General features: G+C 72.5%; 10 protein-coding genes. 6 read left to right on the top strand and 4 right to left on the bottom strand.

Going from position 1 to position 14,759, the window contains the following annotated elements; translation table 11 throughout:
- The first annotated feature begins 13 nt into the window (after positions 1-13).
- Together AB0M36_RS06110 and AB0M36_RS06105 are read left to right on the top strand one after the other, a co-directional pair.
- On the top strand, positions 14-1,804 hold the full coding sequence (locus AB0M36_RS06110) for a dynamin family protein (RefSeq protein ID WP_364153167.1): 1,791 nt from the start codon (positions 14-16) through the stop codon (positions 1,802-1,804).
- The gene (locus tag AB0M36_RS06105; RefSeq protein ID WP_364153164.1) at positions 1,801-3,252 is read left to right on the top strand and encodes a dynamin family protein; all 1,452 of its coding nucleotides are present in this window, start codon (positions 1,801-1,803) and stop codon (positions 3,250-3,252) included. Before AB0M36_RS06110 ends, AB0M36_RS06105 begins: the two co-directional genes overlap by 4 nt.
- Before the next feature lie 20 nt (positions 3,253-3,272).
- On the opposite strand, the gene AB0M36_RS06100 is transcribed toward AB0M36_RS06105, so the two are convergent.
- Both AB0M36_RS06100 and AB0M36_RS06095 read right to left on the bottom strand, forming a co-directional pair.
- On the bottom strand, positions 3,273-4,352 hold the full coding sequence (locus AB0M36_RS06100; protein ID WP_364153162.1) for a hypothetical protein: 1,080 nt from the start codon (positions 4,350-4,352) through the stop codon (positions 3,273-3,275).
- Between the two features lie 19 nt (positions 4,353-4,371).
- Positions 4,372-5,847, bottom strand: coding sequence for an NlpC/P60 family protein (locus AB0M36_RS06095; RefSeq protein ID WP_364153160.1), 1,476 nt, complete (start codon positions 5,845-5,847; stop codon positions 4,372-4,374).
- Between the two features lie 245 nt (positions 5,848-6,092).
- Here AB0M36_RS06095 and AB0M36_RS06090 point away from each other — a divergent pair, with 245 nt between their 5' ends.
- Genes AB0M36_RS06090 through AB0M36_RS06080 form a run of 3 tightly spaced genes read left to right on the top strand, consistent with a single transcriptional unit; the run spans position 6,093 to position 9,164 of the window.
- Positions 6,093-6,650, top strand: coding sequence for a response regulator transcription factor (locus AB0M36_RS06090; protein WP_364153158.1), 558 nt, complete (start codon positions 6,093-6,095; stop codon positions 6,648-6,650).
- Between the two features lie 8 nt (positions 6,651-6,658).
- Positions 6,659-8,611, top strand: a complete 1,953-nt coding sequence (locus AB0M36_RS06085) for an ATP-binding protein (protein ID WP_364153155.1) — start codon at positions 6,659-6,661, stop codon at positions 8,609-8,611.
- A complete protein-coding gene (locus AB0M36_RS06080) occupies positions 8,592-9,164 on the top strand; it encodes a DUF4255 domain-containing protein (RefSeq protein ID WP_364153152.1) in 573 nt (190 codons plus the stop codon). The genes AB0M36_RS06085 and AB0M36_RS06080 overlap by 20 nt, the downstream gene beginning before the upstream one ends.
- 9 nt (positions 9,165-9,173) lie before the next feature.
- On the opposite strand, the gene AB0M36_RS06075 is transcribed toward AB0M36_RS06080, so the two are convergent.
- Complete coding sequence (locus AB0M36_RS06075) at positions 9,174-11,207, bottom strand: Hsp70 family protein (RefSeq protein WP_364153150.1); 2,034 nt, start codon at positions 11,205-11,207, stop codon at positions 9,174-9,176.
- A gap of 118 nt (positions 11,208-11,325) precedes the next feature.
- Between AB0M36_RS06075 and AB0M36_RS06070 the strand changes: the two genes are divergently transcribed.
- Entirely contained in the window at positions 11,326-12,207 is an 882-nt protein-coding gene (locus tag AB0M36_RS06070) for a glycosyl hydrolase (RefSeq protein WP_364153147.1), read from the top strand.
- On the opposite strand, the gene AB0M36_RS06065 is transcribed toward AB0M36_RS06070, so the two are convergent.
- The gene (locus AB0M36_RS06065; protein WP_364153145.1) at positions 12,193-14,721 is read right to left on the bottom strand and encodes a PQQ-binding-like beta-propeller repeat protein; all 2,529 of its coding nucleotides are present in this window, start codon (positions 14,719-14,721) and stop codon (positions 12,193-12,195) included. The genes AB0M36_RS06070 and AB0M36_RS06065 overlap by 15 nt on opposite strands.
- Positions 14,722-14,759: the final 38 nt, after the last annotated feature.

Below are 14,759 nucleotides of genomic sequence, written 5' to 3'. Positions count from 1 at the left end.
GCGGTTGGGTGCGGTGACAACGGCGCGGCGCGGCGGTGCTGTCGCGGGGCTGCTCGCCGAGTTCGACGAAGCGCGCCGGCTCGCCGTGGGCGCGGACCGACCCGACCTGGCCGAGCGGCTGGGGCACGCCGCGGCCCGCCTGCGGGCCGACGATGTGGCCGTGGCCGTGGTCGGCGAGTTCAAGCAGGGCAAGAGCACGCTCGTCAACGCGCTGCTGCGCACCGACATCTGCCCGGTCGACTCCGACGTGGTCACGGCGCTGCCGACCGTTCTGCGCTACGGGCGCCCGCCGGCCGTTTTCCTCCAGGTGCCGGACGCGGACGGCGCGCTGCGGGCGGTGTCGATGCCGTTCGAGCAGCTGCGGCGCCACGTCACCGAGGGCGCCCCGGTCGGTGACGACCAGCCCGCGCCGCGCAGCGTCGAGGTGCACCTGGACCGCCGGCTGCTCGGCGCGGGGCTGTCCTTCATCGACACCCCCGGCGTCGGCGGCCTCGACTCCGCCCAGGGGAACATGACGCTGGCGACGCTGACGTCGGCCGGCGCGGCACTGTTCGTCACCGACGCGGCTCAGGAGCTGACCGCGCCCGAGGTGGAGTTTCTCGGCCGCGTCCTGGAACGCTGCCCCCGGGTCTTCTGCGTACTGACCAAGATCGACCTGTACCGCGAGTGGCGACGCATCGTCGAGATCAATCAGGGCCATCTGGCCCGTGCCGGCCTCGACGTGCCGATCATCGCGGTGTCCTCGTTCCTGCGGATGCGCGCGCAGGCACGGGACAGCACGTCGCTCAATGACGAGTCGGGCTTCCCGCGGCTGATCGATCTCCTGCGCCGGGACGTACTCGGTGCGGCGGAGGCCCTCGCCCTCACCGCGGCCCGCGCCGAGCTCGCCTTCGTCGTCGCCCAGCTGCGCGAACGCGTCGATGCCGAACACGCGGCCGCGGCCGCGCCCGCGGCGGCCCCGGCGCTCGTGCGGCGTTACACGGAGAAGAGCCGGCGCGGCGCCATGCTGGGCGACGGCTCCTGGCAGACCGTGCTCAGCGACGGCATCCAGGACCTCACCGCCGACGTCGACCACGACCTGTATGAACGACTACGGCTGATGGTGCGCCACGGGGAGGAGCTGCTCGACGAGAGCGACCCGCGCGACATCTGGCGCGACTTCCAGACCTGGGCCGAGCGAGAGGCCACCGCTGCCGCGGTCGACAACCTGATGCTGCTGGTCGCCCGCACCGAGAAGCTCGCCCGAGACGTCGCCGAGCGTTTCGACTTCGAGTACGACAGCCTCGACGTCGACCTGCCGTCGCCGGAGTTGGCGCTGCGGAAGGTCACCGACCTCGACATCAGCTTCGAGAAGTCCGGCCTGCAACAGTTCCTCGGCGCGTTCACCGCGGCGCGCGTGACCTACGGAGGGTTCTACATGTTGGGGGCGGTCGGGGCCCTCTTCAACGTGGCGCTGGCCGCGCCGCTCGGCTTGCTGGCCGGCATGACGCTCGGACGGCGGCTGGTCAAACAGGAGCGCGAGCGCCAGGCGCAGCAGCGGCGGCTGCAGGCGAAGGCGGAGCTCCGCCGGTACGTGGACGACGTCTCGTTCCACGTGGGCCGGGACTCACGCGAAGCGGTGCGGCGGACGCAGCGATTCCTGCGCGACGACTTCGCGGCACGGGCGCAGGCGGTGCAGCGCTCGGCGGCGGCGACGGCCGCGGCGGTCCGGAACACGGCCGCGCTGCCCGACGAGGCCCGCGCCGCCCGGGCCCGCGAGCTGGCCGCGCAGCGTCGCGAGCTCGACCGGCTGGAGGTCGCATGAGCTCCGGAGACCTGCTCGACCGGGTGCGCAAGCTGCTCGACCGCGCGCTCGTCGAGACCCGCGACCCCAGGTTCCGGTCCATGCTCGCGGCGGCCCGCCGACGGGTGGACGAGCCGCTGCGGGTGGCCATCGCCGGAAAGGTGAAGGCCGGCAAGTCCACGCTGTTGAACGCGCTGGTCGGGGAGGAACTGGCGCCCACCGACGCGGGCGAGTGCACCCGCATCGTCACCTGGTACGCCGACGGCCCGACCTATGCGGTCACCGCGCACCTCACCGACGGCACCACCGAGCCGCGACCGTTCCACCGTAAGTCCGGCGCCATCGACATTTCCCTGGGCCGGCCCGCCGATCAGTTCGACCACCTCGAGGTACGCCTACCCAGCTCCCGCTTGCGTCGGCACACGCTCATCGACACACCGGGCATCGCCTCGCTCTCCACCGACGTGTCCCTGCGGACGATGGCGTTCCTCGAAGCCGAGGGTGAGCGGGCCGCGCAGACCGACGCGGTCATCTATCTGCTGCGCCACATGCACGGCAGCGACGTCCGCTTCCTCGAGTCGTTCCACGGCGACGGCCTCGCCAACGGCACTCCGGTCAACGCCGTGGGAGTGCTGTCCCGCGCCGACGAGATCGGCGGCTGTCGGCTCGACGCGATGACGGCGGCGTCCCGGGTCGCCGACCGCTACGCCAGCGACGAGCGGCTGCGCCACCTCTGCCCGGTGGTCGTACCGGTGGCGGGGCTGCTCGGCGCGGCCGGTGCGACGCTGCGCGAGGACGAGTTCCGGGTGCTCGCCGACGTCGCCGGCGAACCAATGACCGACCTGGTCGAGGTGCTGCTCACCGCGGACAGGTTCGCCGCCTCGGGCGCGGGGCGGGGCCGGGTCCTGGACCGCCTCGGCCTGTTCGGGGTGCGGCTGTCGGTGCGGCTGATCCGCGAGGGCGCGGTGGGCGACTCCGCCGACCTGGCCCGGGCACTGACCGAACACAGCGGCATCGACCGCCTGCGCGAGGTCTTCGCCGCCCAGTTCGTCGGCCGCAGTGAGGTGCTGAAGGCGCGATCGGCACTGGCGGTGCTGGACGAATGCCTGGACCCGAACTCGGCCCTCGCCGCGGACGCCGAACAGATCCGGGCCAGCGCCCACGAGTTCGTGGAACTGCGCCTCCTGCATCTGCTGCGCTCCGGCCGGTTGCCCGGCACTCAGGAGCAACTGGCCGAGATGGACCTGCTGCTCGGCGGCGGGGGCGGGGCCGCGCACAGCCGGCTCGGACTGCCGGCCGACGCGCCGCCGTCCCGGATCGCCGCGGCGGCCCGGGCGGCCCTGGCCCGCTGGCAGACCCTGGCGGAGCATCCGTTCTCGGCCCGCGAGCTGAGGACGGCGGCCCGCGCGGCGGCCCGCAGCTGTGAGGGAATTCTGGCCGCGGGGGCGGCCACGCCCGCCGGGAAGTAACCGCGGGGCGGGCCCGACGCTCAGGCCGTCACGGCACACCGGGGGGCAACCTGCCGCCATTGGGTGCAGTAGGACTGCGCCGCGTCGACGGAGGCGAACCCGTCCTGCAGCAGCACCCAGAAGCCGGAGCCCTCGTCGGCCAGCACGTCGGAGGTGAGGCTGTCGACGAGCCGGATCGGCATCCCGGCGCCGGCCAACCGGGCCCGCGCGGCCTCGGCGACCCCCTTGCCGCCGTCGGCGCCGCGGTGCGGAAAGACCTCGACCAACGCGTACGGAAGACTGACGGACACCGGTGCGAGGGGCGCCGGCGCGGAAGGTGTTAGCGCGGAGGGGGGCGGCGTCGCGGCCCGCTGGCCGGGCAGCGGTATGCGCACGTCGGACAGTGCTACCGCCACGGTGGCCGCGACAGCCAGCACGATCGCCGCCGCGCCAGCCATCCATGACGTCACCCGAGGCTTACGGCTGCCGGTGCCGAGGGCCTTGACCAGAGCCGGCCGGTCGGGGTCGAGCGCGTCCTGGACCGACACCACGACGGCGTACGGCTTGGGCGTACCCATCAGGGGTCGCTTGGGTCGGGAACGGACGGACGCCGTCAGGGTCTCGCCCGGGCCGAGTCGCGCGGCGGCGGGCTGGGCGTCGACGCTGCCGAGGGGCGGATCCAGCGTGGCGGCGATGCGCACGGCCGCCGGACCGTCGCTGTTGTTCGTCAGGCGCAGGTCGAAGGCGTCGGCCGCACCGACCCGCGGGGTCAACGTCCCGGTCACCGGCACGGGCAGGGCGACGGTGAGCAGCCCGGTGGCGAACCCGGCCGGCTCCCCGGTCACGTCGTCCTCGGCGTGGACGGTGAAGGGCGCGAGCGACGAGCTCGGCGGCTGGTCGGTGGGCACCCGCAACAGCAGGTCGACGGTGGTCGTCGCGCCCGCCTCGATCGTCGCGGTCGGCGGTTCGACCGACGCCCAGGCGGAGGCCCGGCCGCGGGCCATCGACACCCGCACGGTGCGGGACGCGCCGCCGGTATTGCGCAGCTCGACGGGCACCCGCGTGGCGGAGCCGGGAGCCAGGGCCACGGGCGCCGTGGGCAGGGTCAGTTCCACGTTCACGATGGCGGCACCGTCTCGATCAGGGCAGGTGAGTGGGGTCGTCGAGCCTTCCGCCACCAGGCGGTTGACTCGTCCCCATCGGTTGATCGGCGGAGCCGAGGCGCGTCAGCGGGGTGTCATGGGCGTCGAGCGCGTTCGAACCCGAGCGGTATTCCAGGGCGTCGCTGAACCCGTCCGCGTCCGAGTCGCCGACCTCCGCTTTCATGCCGAGCACCCGCTCCAGCGCGTCGTCGAGGCCGTCGCGGTCGGTGTCGGTCCGCACCGGTGTCAGACTGCCGTCCATGTGTCCGTCCGCGTCGCTGTCGGGCGAGAGCGGATTGAGGCCCTGTGCCAGCTCGAACGCGTCGTTGAGCTGGTCGCCGTCGGTGTCGGCCTTGCGCGCGTCGGTGCCGTAGGTGACGAGCTCCTGCGCGTCGTTCAGGTTGTCGCCGTCGGTGTCGGCGCGCCGCGGGTCGAGGCCGAGGCGGCGCTCGAGTGCGTCGCTCAGGCCGTCCAGGTCGACGTCGGGGCCGCCCAGCTCGGGCGGTGGCGGGGGTGCCACCGGCACCGGAGCCACCGGCGGCAGCGCGGTGAGCGTCGGCGGGTCGATCGGGGTGGCCGTGCCGTCGGAGATGCCGGGAAGCACGGCCGCGTACTCGAAGCGGCGACCGGCGGTGGACTCCAGCACCCCGTCGGTCGGGTTGGCCGCCTCCACGGTCCGGCCGTCGCCGAGGCTGATCGCCACGTGCGCGCCGGGGGTGCGGCCGTCGCCGGGTCGGGGTTCACGGTCGAAGGAGAACAGCAGGGCGCCGGGTGTTTCCTTGGCCTTGTCGACCGGGATCAGCAGACCCCGTTGCTTCAGCTCGAGATATTGCGCGGTGGCGCCGTCCGGAATCTTGACGCCGGCCTGGTGAGCCGCCCACTGGGTGAATTCCGAGCAGTCGAACACGTCCGGATCGGTGTCCTTGAGCCTGACCTCCGCGCCGAATACGTAGGGGTCGCCGATCTGCGCCTTGGCCACTCTCAGAAACGTTTCGAGAGCCGCGTTGTCGCCACCATCGGGTGACGGGTCCGCCCGGCCACCGCCGGCGTCGTCCGATCCGGACGCCGCGACCCGATGACCGTAGCCCGGCGTGCCGGTCCAGACGCCTCGCCCGCCGCCGTCGCCGTAGGCGACCGCCGCCGCCTGGGCCTCGCCGCGATACCGGAGATAGCGAGCGCCGTTACCGCCGTGGGTCACCGTCCACGGTGAGATGTCCGCACCGTGGCGGGAGACCGCGTAGGCCGCCTTCGCGTTGTCCAGCGGGTCGTAGAGGTCGTACTTACGCAGCAGATCGGGGTGGGCGCGGCCGTTGATCTGCCACAGTCCCCGCGAGTCCTCTCCGTGCGGGTTGTGCGCCCGGCTGTTGCCCCCGGACTCCGCCAACGAGATCGCGGTCATGGTCGCCGCCTCGTCCGGGGAGAACCCGGCGCGACGGGCGAAACCGTAGATCTGTTCGGCGGTGTACCTGGGCATGGACCCGAGCGTAGAACCCTCGAACCACTCTGCATAGCATCAATTGTGATGAACAAATCGCTGTGAAAAATGACGTCAGAGTTAGATCAACGACATAGTCCGAAGAGCTGTTGTATTGATCGACTTCGCCGGGCATCATGTCCTGGTGGTCGTGCCGGAAAGCTGTCAGCCTGGGGGAACACATGCTCATCCAACGGCCGCCGTCTGTCTGGATCGATGACAGCAGTCCCATTGTCCGGCGCGGCATGGCCGCATGTCTGCAACAGGCCGACTTCGTGGTGCGGGGCGAGAGCGCGACCCTGGCCCCCGTGCCGGTCGTGACGGGCCTGGACATCCTGGTCTTCGAGTACGCCGGTCCGAACCTGCGCCGCGCCGTCCGACTCGCCGAGGGACGCCCGACCCGGCTCGTCGCCACCGTGCGAGACGTCAACGAGCAGGCCGTCCGTGAGCTCGTCGACGCCGGCGTCGGTGCGGTGCTGCCGCACGCCACCCTCACCCCCGACACCCTGATCGCCAGCCTGCGCGCGGTGGTGGCCGGCACGGTCGCGCTGCCCGGTGACATGCTGGCCCGATTGCTGCTGCACGTCACCCAGACGTCGCACCTGGGCCCGGCCGGTCTCAACACCCGCGAGCGCTCGGTGCTGCGACTGCTCGCGGACGGCATGGACACCCGTGGCATCGCCGAGGACCTCTGCTTCTCCGAGCGCACGGTGAAGAACGTGGTGCACGACGTGCTGACGAAACTCAACTGCCGTACGCGGGCGCAGGCGGTTGCCGTGGCGACCCGCGAAGGCGTGATTTGAGCCCGCGGATGACCCCGCCCGCGGAGCCCTGGGCCACTGTGGCGGACACTCTGCTGCAACGCGAGGCGCTGATCTGTCGCCTGGCCGAGGGCCGCCCACCGCGCGACTTCGCCGGCCTCTACGTCGCCGACGAGGAAGTCCAACGGGTTCTGCACTCATTGCCTGGTCTGGACGGTCCGGACGCCGAACGTGCGGCGGCCGTCCGCACCGGGCTGGCCGAGTCGGTCACCGCCGCCCGCAAGGCGTTCGCGGCCGCCCTGAAGGGACGGTCGCCGTTCGCCGAGGTGGTCCGGACGGCTCACCTGTCGGTGGCCGAGGCCGAGGTGCTCGCCCTGCTCGTCGCGGTCGAACTGTCGCCGGCACGGCAGCGGCTCGTCGCGTACGTGCAGGACTCGGTGCAACTCCCCCGGCTGACCCTGGCCACCCTGGCGCGGATCTTCATCGAGCCGGGCCATCTCGGGGAACGCGCACTCGCCGCCGGGTCGGGACTGCGCCGCGCCGGCCTCGTCCGTCTCGGCGGCGACGGGCCGTGGGCGACGCTGGTGGGTGAGACCGCCGCACGGCTGATCTGGCACCTGCGCGGCGACGCGTCGCCCGATCCGGACCTGCCGCCCGGCACGGTGGTCGTCGCCGCCCGCTCCCCCCGGCGACCTGGCGGGCTCCTGCTGGTGAACGGCGGTGACCGGGAGAGCCGCCTGCGCGCGATCCGCCGGCACCGGCCCGGCGCCGGACTGCTGACCTGCGTGCCACCGGCCACCGCGGAAGCGTGGGAGGCCGTGGTGCGCGAAGCGACCATCGGGAACCTCGTGGTGGTCCTCGACCTCGCCGAGCCGTTGCCTGCCGCGGGCCGCGACGCCGTGACGCGGGCGACCCACCTCGACTGGGTGCTGTCCTCGCCGGGTGAGCAGCCGCTGGAAGCGGTGCCGCAGCGGCCCTGGCGGGAGGTGCGGGTCGCCGACGGAGAGGCGGACGCCGAAGACTGGCAGCGGGCGCTCGGACAGGATCCGGATCCGGCGTACCGGCTGAGCCGCGAGCAGTTGCGCCTGGTGGCCGGTGCGGCCGCCGCGGACGCGGGTCGGGTGGCCCCCGCCGTACGCCGGCTCGCGGGTGGTCATCTCGACGGCGTCGCCGTCCGGATCCGTCCCCGTCGCACCTGGGACGACCTCATCCTCCCCCGCGACGAGGCAGACCAACTGCGGGAGCTCTCCGCCCGGCACCGCGGCCGCGACACGGTGTACGGCCGATGGCAGTTCAGCCCGCTGCCCTCGATCGGCGTGGTCGCCCTGTTCGCCGGGCCCTCCGGCACCGGCAAGACGCTCGCCGCCGAAGTGGTCGCCGGCGACCTCGGCCTGGACCTCTACAAGGTGGATCTCTCCGCCGTCGTCAGCAAGTACATCGGCGAGACCGAGAAGAACCTGGAACGGATCTTCGGCGCCGCGGCGGCGGGCGATCTGGTGCTGTTCTTCGACGAGGCGGACGCGCTGTTCGGCAAGCGCTCCGAGGTCAGCGACGCCCACGACCGGTACGCCAACATCGAGGTCGCCTATCTCCTGCAGCGGCTGGAGACGTACGACGGCCTCGTGGTGCTCGCCACGAACCTGCAGCGCAACATCGATCCGGCGTTCCTGCGCCGCATCTCGGTGGCCGTCGACTTCGTCGCGCCCGAGGAGCCGGAACGCCGCGCGATCTGGGAAAGGGCCTTCCCGACGACCGCGCCGGTGGCCGACCTGGACCTCGACTTCCTGGCCCGCCAGTTCAAGATCACCGGCGGTGTCATCAGCAACGCGGCCCTCGGCGCGGCGTTTCTGGCGGCGGCCGAGGAAAGCCCCATCACCATGCGGCACGCGGTGCTGAGCGTGAAGCGGGAGTTCCAGAAACTCGGGCGGCTGCGCACCGAGAAGGAGTTCGAGCGATACTTCGACCTGGTGAACAGGGGACCCGATGCTGCACCTGCTCGATGAGACGCTGGAGGCGTTCCTGCGCACGGTGGTGCCGCTGCCGGCCCGCGACGTGGACGTGGCGTTCGAGGCCCCGGACGGCGAGTGGGCGGCCGCGTTGTCCTCCCGCCCGACCGTCGATCTGTTCCTGTGGGACGTCCGGCCCAACCTGTCCGAGCGCGACTACGGCGAGGTGATCCTCGAGGACTCGGACGGCAAGCGCTTCCGCCGCGACCCGCTGCCCCGGGTGGACTGCCGCTACCTGGTGACCGCGTGGACGAGCGAGGTCCGCGACGAGCACTCGCTGCTCGGCGACGTGCTCTCGGCGCTGCTGCTGCACCGGGTGATCGAGGCGCAGCACCTGCAGGGCGTGTTCGCGTCGGTCCGACCCTTGCCGAGCCTGCGGCTGCGCAGCGGCGACGGCACCGAGAATTCCGACTTCTGGTCCGCGCTCGGTGGCCAGCTCAAGCCGGGACTGGACCTCGTCGTGACGGTCACCCTGGACGCCGCGGCGCGGATCGCGGCGGGCCCGCCGACCGAGGGGATCGCCGTCCGCGCCAACAGGCTCGGCGAGTGACGCCCGCGGTCAGCAGGTAAGAGAGACCCGTTCGAAGCCCGCGCTGAACGGCGCGGGGTCGGCCCCGCGCTGGGCACGGTTCAGCACCGCCACCCCGGCCTTCACGGTCTCGGGCAGCCCGACGTCGATGGCGCCGAGTTCCTCGAAGTCGGTCCGGTCGGAGGGCCGCCAACGGGCGCTGACAGTGGTGCCCTTGCGTTCGAGTTGGAGCACCACACGCTTGACGTCCGTCCGCACGGTGTCGGCATCCGCCCGCCACGGCGAGCGCACCTCGATGTGCTTGCCGCCGTCCCGGTACTCGAAGATCACGGCTCCGACGTCGCCGAAGGCGCGTTCCACGCGTACGTAGCCACGTGGGCCATTCCACAGGACCAGGCCCGCGCCCTGGTAGAACCGATCGGGCTCGGCGGTGAGCTCCGTCTCCAGCACGAAGTCGCCGGTCCACCGCCGGAGCAGCATCGGCGCCTGGTAGTGGCCATCGTAGAGGTCCGAGCCTTCCGGAGCGTCCAGGGTCACGGTGCCGTCGGCGACCTTGAGCTTGGCGTCGGGACGGGTCCGCTCCCACAGTGCGTTCACCGAAGGGCGACCGAAGTCGTCGATGAAGCCGCACACCGGCGCGGTCGACGCGGCCGAGGCGGTCGTGGTGGCCGGCGGCGGCGGCCCGGCCGTCGGTTCGGCGCCGGGATCGCGGCGCTGAATGAGAAAGGCCGCCCCGGCGGCGATCACCAGGACCGCGACAGCCGCCAACACGGCGGGAACGCGCCAGCTCCGGCGCTTCCCCGACGGCGGTGTCGGTGGCGGTGGCGGTAGTGGCGGTGGTGAGGCGACGGCGGACGCCTTGACACGCCCGGTCGCCGCCACCGCTGGCGGTGATGAGATTTGGGCCGGCGGGGACGACCGCGGAGCGGACGTGTCGGGTCCGGGTACCCGGTTGACGGGCTGTGCCGCGACCCGCTGAGCCGGCACCACCCGAGCCGCCGGCGCGCGGCCGCGGCAGATCTCGGCGGCACCCAGCGCGATGCCGTGCTCCGGATGCGGATCCAGCACGACCGGCCGCTCGAATGTGGTGGACAGCAGCTGGGACACCAACGGAATCCGCGACGAACCGCCCGACAGCAGGATCGCCCGCAGCTGCTCCGGCCGAACCTCGGCGGACCGCAACGCGCGTCGCATGGCCCCAACCGTGTCGGCCAGCGCGGGCCGGATCATCTCCTCGAACTCGGCCCGGGTGATCCGGATCCGCGTGTGCAGTTTCGGCAGGGCCACCGGGATCACCGCCTCGGTGTCCTCCGACAGCGCCTCCTTCGCCTCCACACAGTCACGCCGCACCTTGACGAGCGCCTCCCGCACCGCCCGCTCCTGCGGGTCGAGCGCGTCGGCGTGCGGCCCGAGCACCGCCATGACATGAGCGACGACGGCCTCGTCGAAGTCCACGCCGCCGAGCTGCTCGACGCCGACCGGCTGGCCCAGAACCTCGAAATCCGTCTCGGTCTTGCGCAGCACCGCCGTATCGAACGTGCCGCCGCCCAGGTCGTACACCGCGACGATCTCACCGGGCCGGACCCGCTCCTGCGCCGCGTACCGCACCGCGGCGGCCTCCGGCTCCGGCCGCAGCCCGACGTTCGGCACCTCGGCGATCTGCACGGCCTGCATCAGCAGTTCCCGCTTGTACGGACCCCAGTTGGCCGGATGCGTGACGCAGACGACCGACGGCGGCCCCTCCTGCTGCCGCACGACAGTCTGATAGACGTGCTCCAGGACCCGGGCCATGAGGGCGTGCGCCGAGTACGGTGCCCCGCCGACCAGCACCGGCACCGGGTCACCGAGGCGCCGCTTGAACTCCCGCGCCAACCGCACCGGCTCCTCCGCGCCGCGCCGCTCGGCCGCGTCCCCGACGAGCACGACGCCGTCCTCTCGCACGAAGACGAGCGAGGGGATCTCCGCGCGGCGGCTGCCGAGCCGGACGATCTGAGCGCGACCGTCCACGTGCACGGCGGCGGCCGTGTAAGTCGTGCCGAGATCCACGCCGAGCGCGTAATCCACCAAACCTCCTCGAGCACCGGATCGCCCATCCTGGATTGAAGAGGAGTTGATAACCTGACGACACGGCTGAACGGGCGAACAAAGGTGCACGATTTCCATACCCCTCGAGAGGAAGACCTTGACCCAGCCACCCGTTCCCGGCCGCCGACTGTTGTTCGGCGCGCACGTGCCGCCGTCGCCGTACGAGGGGCTGGGCGCGTTGCGGCGACTGGAGAGGGACGCCGGCCCGCTCGACATCGTGCACCTGTTCCAGCCGTGGGCGCCGAGCCCGGTCAGCGACTTCCACGAGGAGTGGCTGCGCCCCGCTCACGACAGCGGACACACCATCCTGCTGACCTGGGAGCCGTGGCACCTGGACGGTGGGATTCACCAGGCCGCGTACACGGCGGCCCGGATCGCCGCGGGCGATCATGACCCGCACATCCGGGCCTGGGCCCGGGCACTGGCCGGCCTCGACTTCGAGATCTATCTTCGACCGCTGCACGAGATGAACGGCAACTGGTACCCGTGGGCGGCCGGCGCACCCGGTGCGCGACCGGCCGACGTGGTGGCGGCCTGGCACCACCTGCGAGAGATCTTCGCCGCCGCCGGCGCCGACCGGGTGCGGTGGGTGTGGTCGCCGCTCTGCGACGACGTGCCGACGACCAACCGCTTCGAGCTCAGCTACCCGGGTACGGACGCGGTCGACGTCCTGGCACTCGACGGCTACAACTGGGGCGCGGACGTGCCGGAGTACGGCGGCTGGCGCGACGTCGGCACCCTGTTCGCCGACGCCTACGCCCGCCTGACCGCGTTGGGTCCGCAGCCGATGTGGTTCGCCGAGGTCGGTTGCAGCCCGGTGGGCGGCGACAAGGCCAGGTGGGTGGCCGACCTGCTCACGCCCGGACGGTTCCCGCGCTGCGCCGCGGTGGTCTGGTTCGACGTCGACAAGGAGCAGGACTGGCGGCTCGCCTCGCCGCCGTCGGCCGCGCGGGCGGTGGCCCGCTCACTTCGTCCCTGATCCCAGGCCGGACAGCTCCAGGCAGTGCATCACGCCGTCGTCGCTGCCGACGAAGACGAAACCATCGGACACCAGCGGCGACGCGCCGACGATACCGCCGGTGGCGGCGGTCCAGAGGCGGGCGCCACTGGTGGCGTCGAGCGCGTACAGGCGGTTGTCGTGACTGCCGAAATACAAAATGCCGTTGGCCAGCGTCGGCGACGAGAAGATCGGCTTAGGATCCCCGGGTACGGTGTAGCGCCAGCGCTCGCCGTGGGTCCGCATGTCGATCGCGAAGACCGTGCCCTGGAAGTCGGCGGCGTAGACCGTCCCGTCCGCCACCAGGGGCGAGGACGAGACGTAGCCGTTGGTCGCGAAGGTCCACCGCACGGTGCCCTTGCCGGCGTCGAGGGCGTAGACGTGTTTGTCGCCGCTGCCGAAGATGACGGTGCCGTCCACGACGGTCGGTGACGAGCGGACATCGCCGACCCGCGTGGCCCACCGTTTCGCACCCGTCTTCGTGTCCAACGCGTACATGTTGCCGTCGGCGCTGCCGACGTAGACGGTGCCAGCGACGACGGCCGGGGTCCCCCAGATGACGCCCTTGGTGGCGAAGCGCCACCGCTCGCGGCCGGTCAGGTCGAACGAGTACACGGCACCGTCGCTGCCGCCGATGTAGAGGGCGTCGCCGACGACAGCCGGCGAGGAGAACTCGACGCTGACCGGGGCCTTCCAGCGCAGGAGGCCGCGGTCGCCACTGAGCGCGTAGACGTAGCCGCCCTGCTGTGCGCTGCCCTGGCTGGCGACGTACACGACGTCGTCGACGACCACGGGCGACGAGGTGACCGAGGAGCCTGTCTCGTACTTCCACCGCACCGACCGACTCTTGCGATCGACCGCGTAGAACGTCCCGCTCTGGTTGCCGAAGTAGAGCAGACCGTTGGCGACCGCGGGTCGGCCGGTGATCGGCCGTCCGGTGGGGACGTTCCATTTCTCGGTCCCGTTCGGCTGGGCCACGGTCGCCGAGGGCTGCGCGCCGGCCGCGCGGGGACCGCTGTTCGATCGGGACCAGGCCGCGAGTCCGCCGATCACGGCCACCAGTATCAGGACTGCCACCCCGGCCAGCCACGGTGCCCCGGTCCGGCGCGCGGGCGGATCGGGAACCGCCGCGCGGGGCTCGGCAAGCGGCGCGAGCGGCGCGAGCGGCGCGGTGACGGTCACCGCCGACACCGGGACAGCCACCGACGGCGGGACAACGGCCTTCGCCGGCGGGACAGCGGCGCTCACCGGCGGGACAACCGCCTTCGCCGGCGGGACGACGGCGCTCACCGGCAGGACAACCGCCTTCGCCGGCGGGACGACGGCGCTCGCCGGCGGGACACCGGCCTTCGCGGGCGGCGCTGCCGGGGACACCGGCGCGGATGGCGCCGTCGTGCTCGACCCGTGCGCGGACGCTCGGGCGACAGCCGGCCGCGCGACGCCGGGGGTCGCCAGGTGGGCCGCGCCGAGGGCGACCGCGTGCTCGGGTTGGGCGTCGAGGATCACCGGGCAGCCGAACTCGGTGGAGAGCGCCTGCGTGACCAGCGGTATCCGGGACGAGCCGCCGACCAGCAGAATCGACCTCAGCTCGCCCGGTGCGACACCCGCGGAACGCAACGCGCGGCGCGTGGCCTCCACGGTGTCGGCGAGGGCCGGCGCGATCATGCTCTCCAGCTGGGAGCGGTTGAGCCGGACCCGGGTGTGCAGCTGGGGCAGGGCGACCGGGATGGTGACCGCGGTATCGAAGGACAGGCCCTCCTTGGCCTCGGTGCAGTCGCGCCGGAGCCGGGCGAGGGCACCGGTCACCCCCTCGTCGGTCAGGTCCAGCTCGCCGACCGCGCCGCCGATCGCGTCGAGCACGTAGCCGAAGACGGCCTCGTCGAAGTCGATCCCGCCGAGCTGCTCGATCCCCTCGGGCCGTCCGAGCAGGGCGAAGCCCGTGTCGGTCTTGCGCAGGACGGCCGCGTCGAAGGTGCCGCCGCCGAGGTCGTAGATCGCGATGACCTCGCCGGGCCGCATCCGCTCGCCGGCCGCGTACTGGATGGCGGCGGCCTCCGGTTCGCTCAGCAGCCGGGCGTCCTCGATGCCGGCCATCCGGACGGCCTGGCCGAGCAGCTCGCATTTGTACGGACCCCAGTTGGCGGGATGGGTCACCGTCACGACGGCCGGTGGACCCTGCTGATAGCCGGCGGCGGTCTGCGCCACGGCGCGCAACAGCCGGGCCATCAGCGTATGTGCCGCAAAGGGTGAACCGCCGACCAGCAGCGGCACCGAGTCGCCGACACGGCGCTTGAACTCGCGGGCCAGCCGGGCCGGTTCCGCGGATCCGCGCCGTTCGGCCGCCTCGCCGATCAGCACCTCGCCGTCGTCGCGCAGGAAGACCAGCGACGGGATCTCGAGCCGCCGGCTGCCGAGCCGGATCATCTCGACACGGCCGTCGACGGATACCGCCGCCGCCGTGTGCGTGGTTCCGAGATCGACCCCTAGCCCGTACACCACGGACTCCTCCCGCCTGTGAGCGCCGCGGCCACTCG

This window comes from Actinoplanes sp. NPDC051346, from assembly GCF_040682215.1.
GTDB lineage: Bacteria > Actinomycetota > Actinomycetes > Mycobacteriales > Micromonosporaceae > Actinoplanes.
The sequence above is the reverse complement of the archived record's forward strand: the minus strand, read 5'-3'. Positions and strand labels throughout refer to the sequence as shown.

Coding starts and splice junctions, on each gene's coding strand:
- AB0M36_RS06105 (WP_364153164.1), top strand. CDS start 1,801: ATGAGCTCCGGAGACCTGCTCGACCGGGTGCGCAAGCTGCTCGACCGC.
- AB0M36_RS06095 (WP_364153160.1), bottom strand. CDS start 5,847: ATGCCCAGGTACACCGCCGAACAGATCTACGGTTTCGCCCGTCGCGCC.
- AB0M36_RS06090 (WP_364153158.1), top strand. CDS start 6,093: ATGGCCGCATGTCTGCAACAGGCCGACTTCGTGGTGCGGGGCGAGAGC.
- AB0M36_RS06085 (WP_364153155.1), top strand. CDS start 6,659: ATGACCCCGCCCGCGGAGCCCTGGGCCACTGTGGCGGACACTCTGCTG.
- AB0M36_RS06080 (WP_364153152.1), top strand. CDS start 8,592: ATGCTGCACCTGCTCGATGAGACGCTGGAGGCGTTCCTGCGCACGGTG.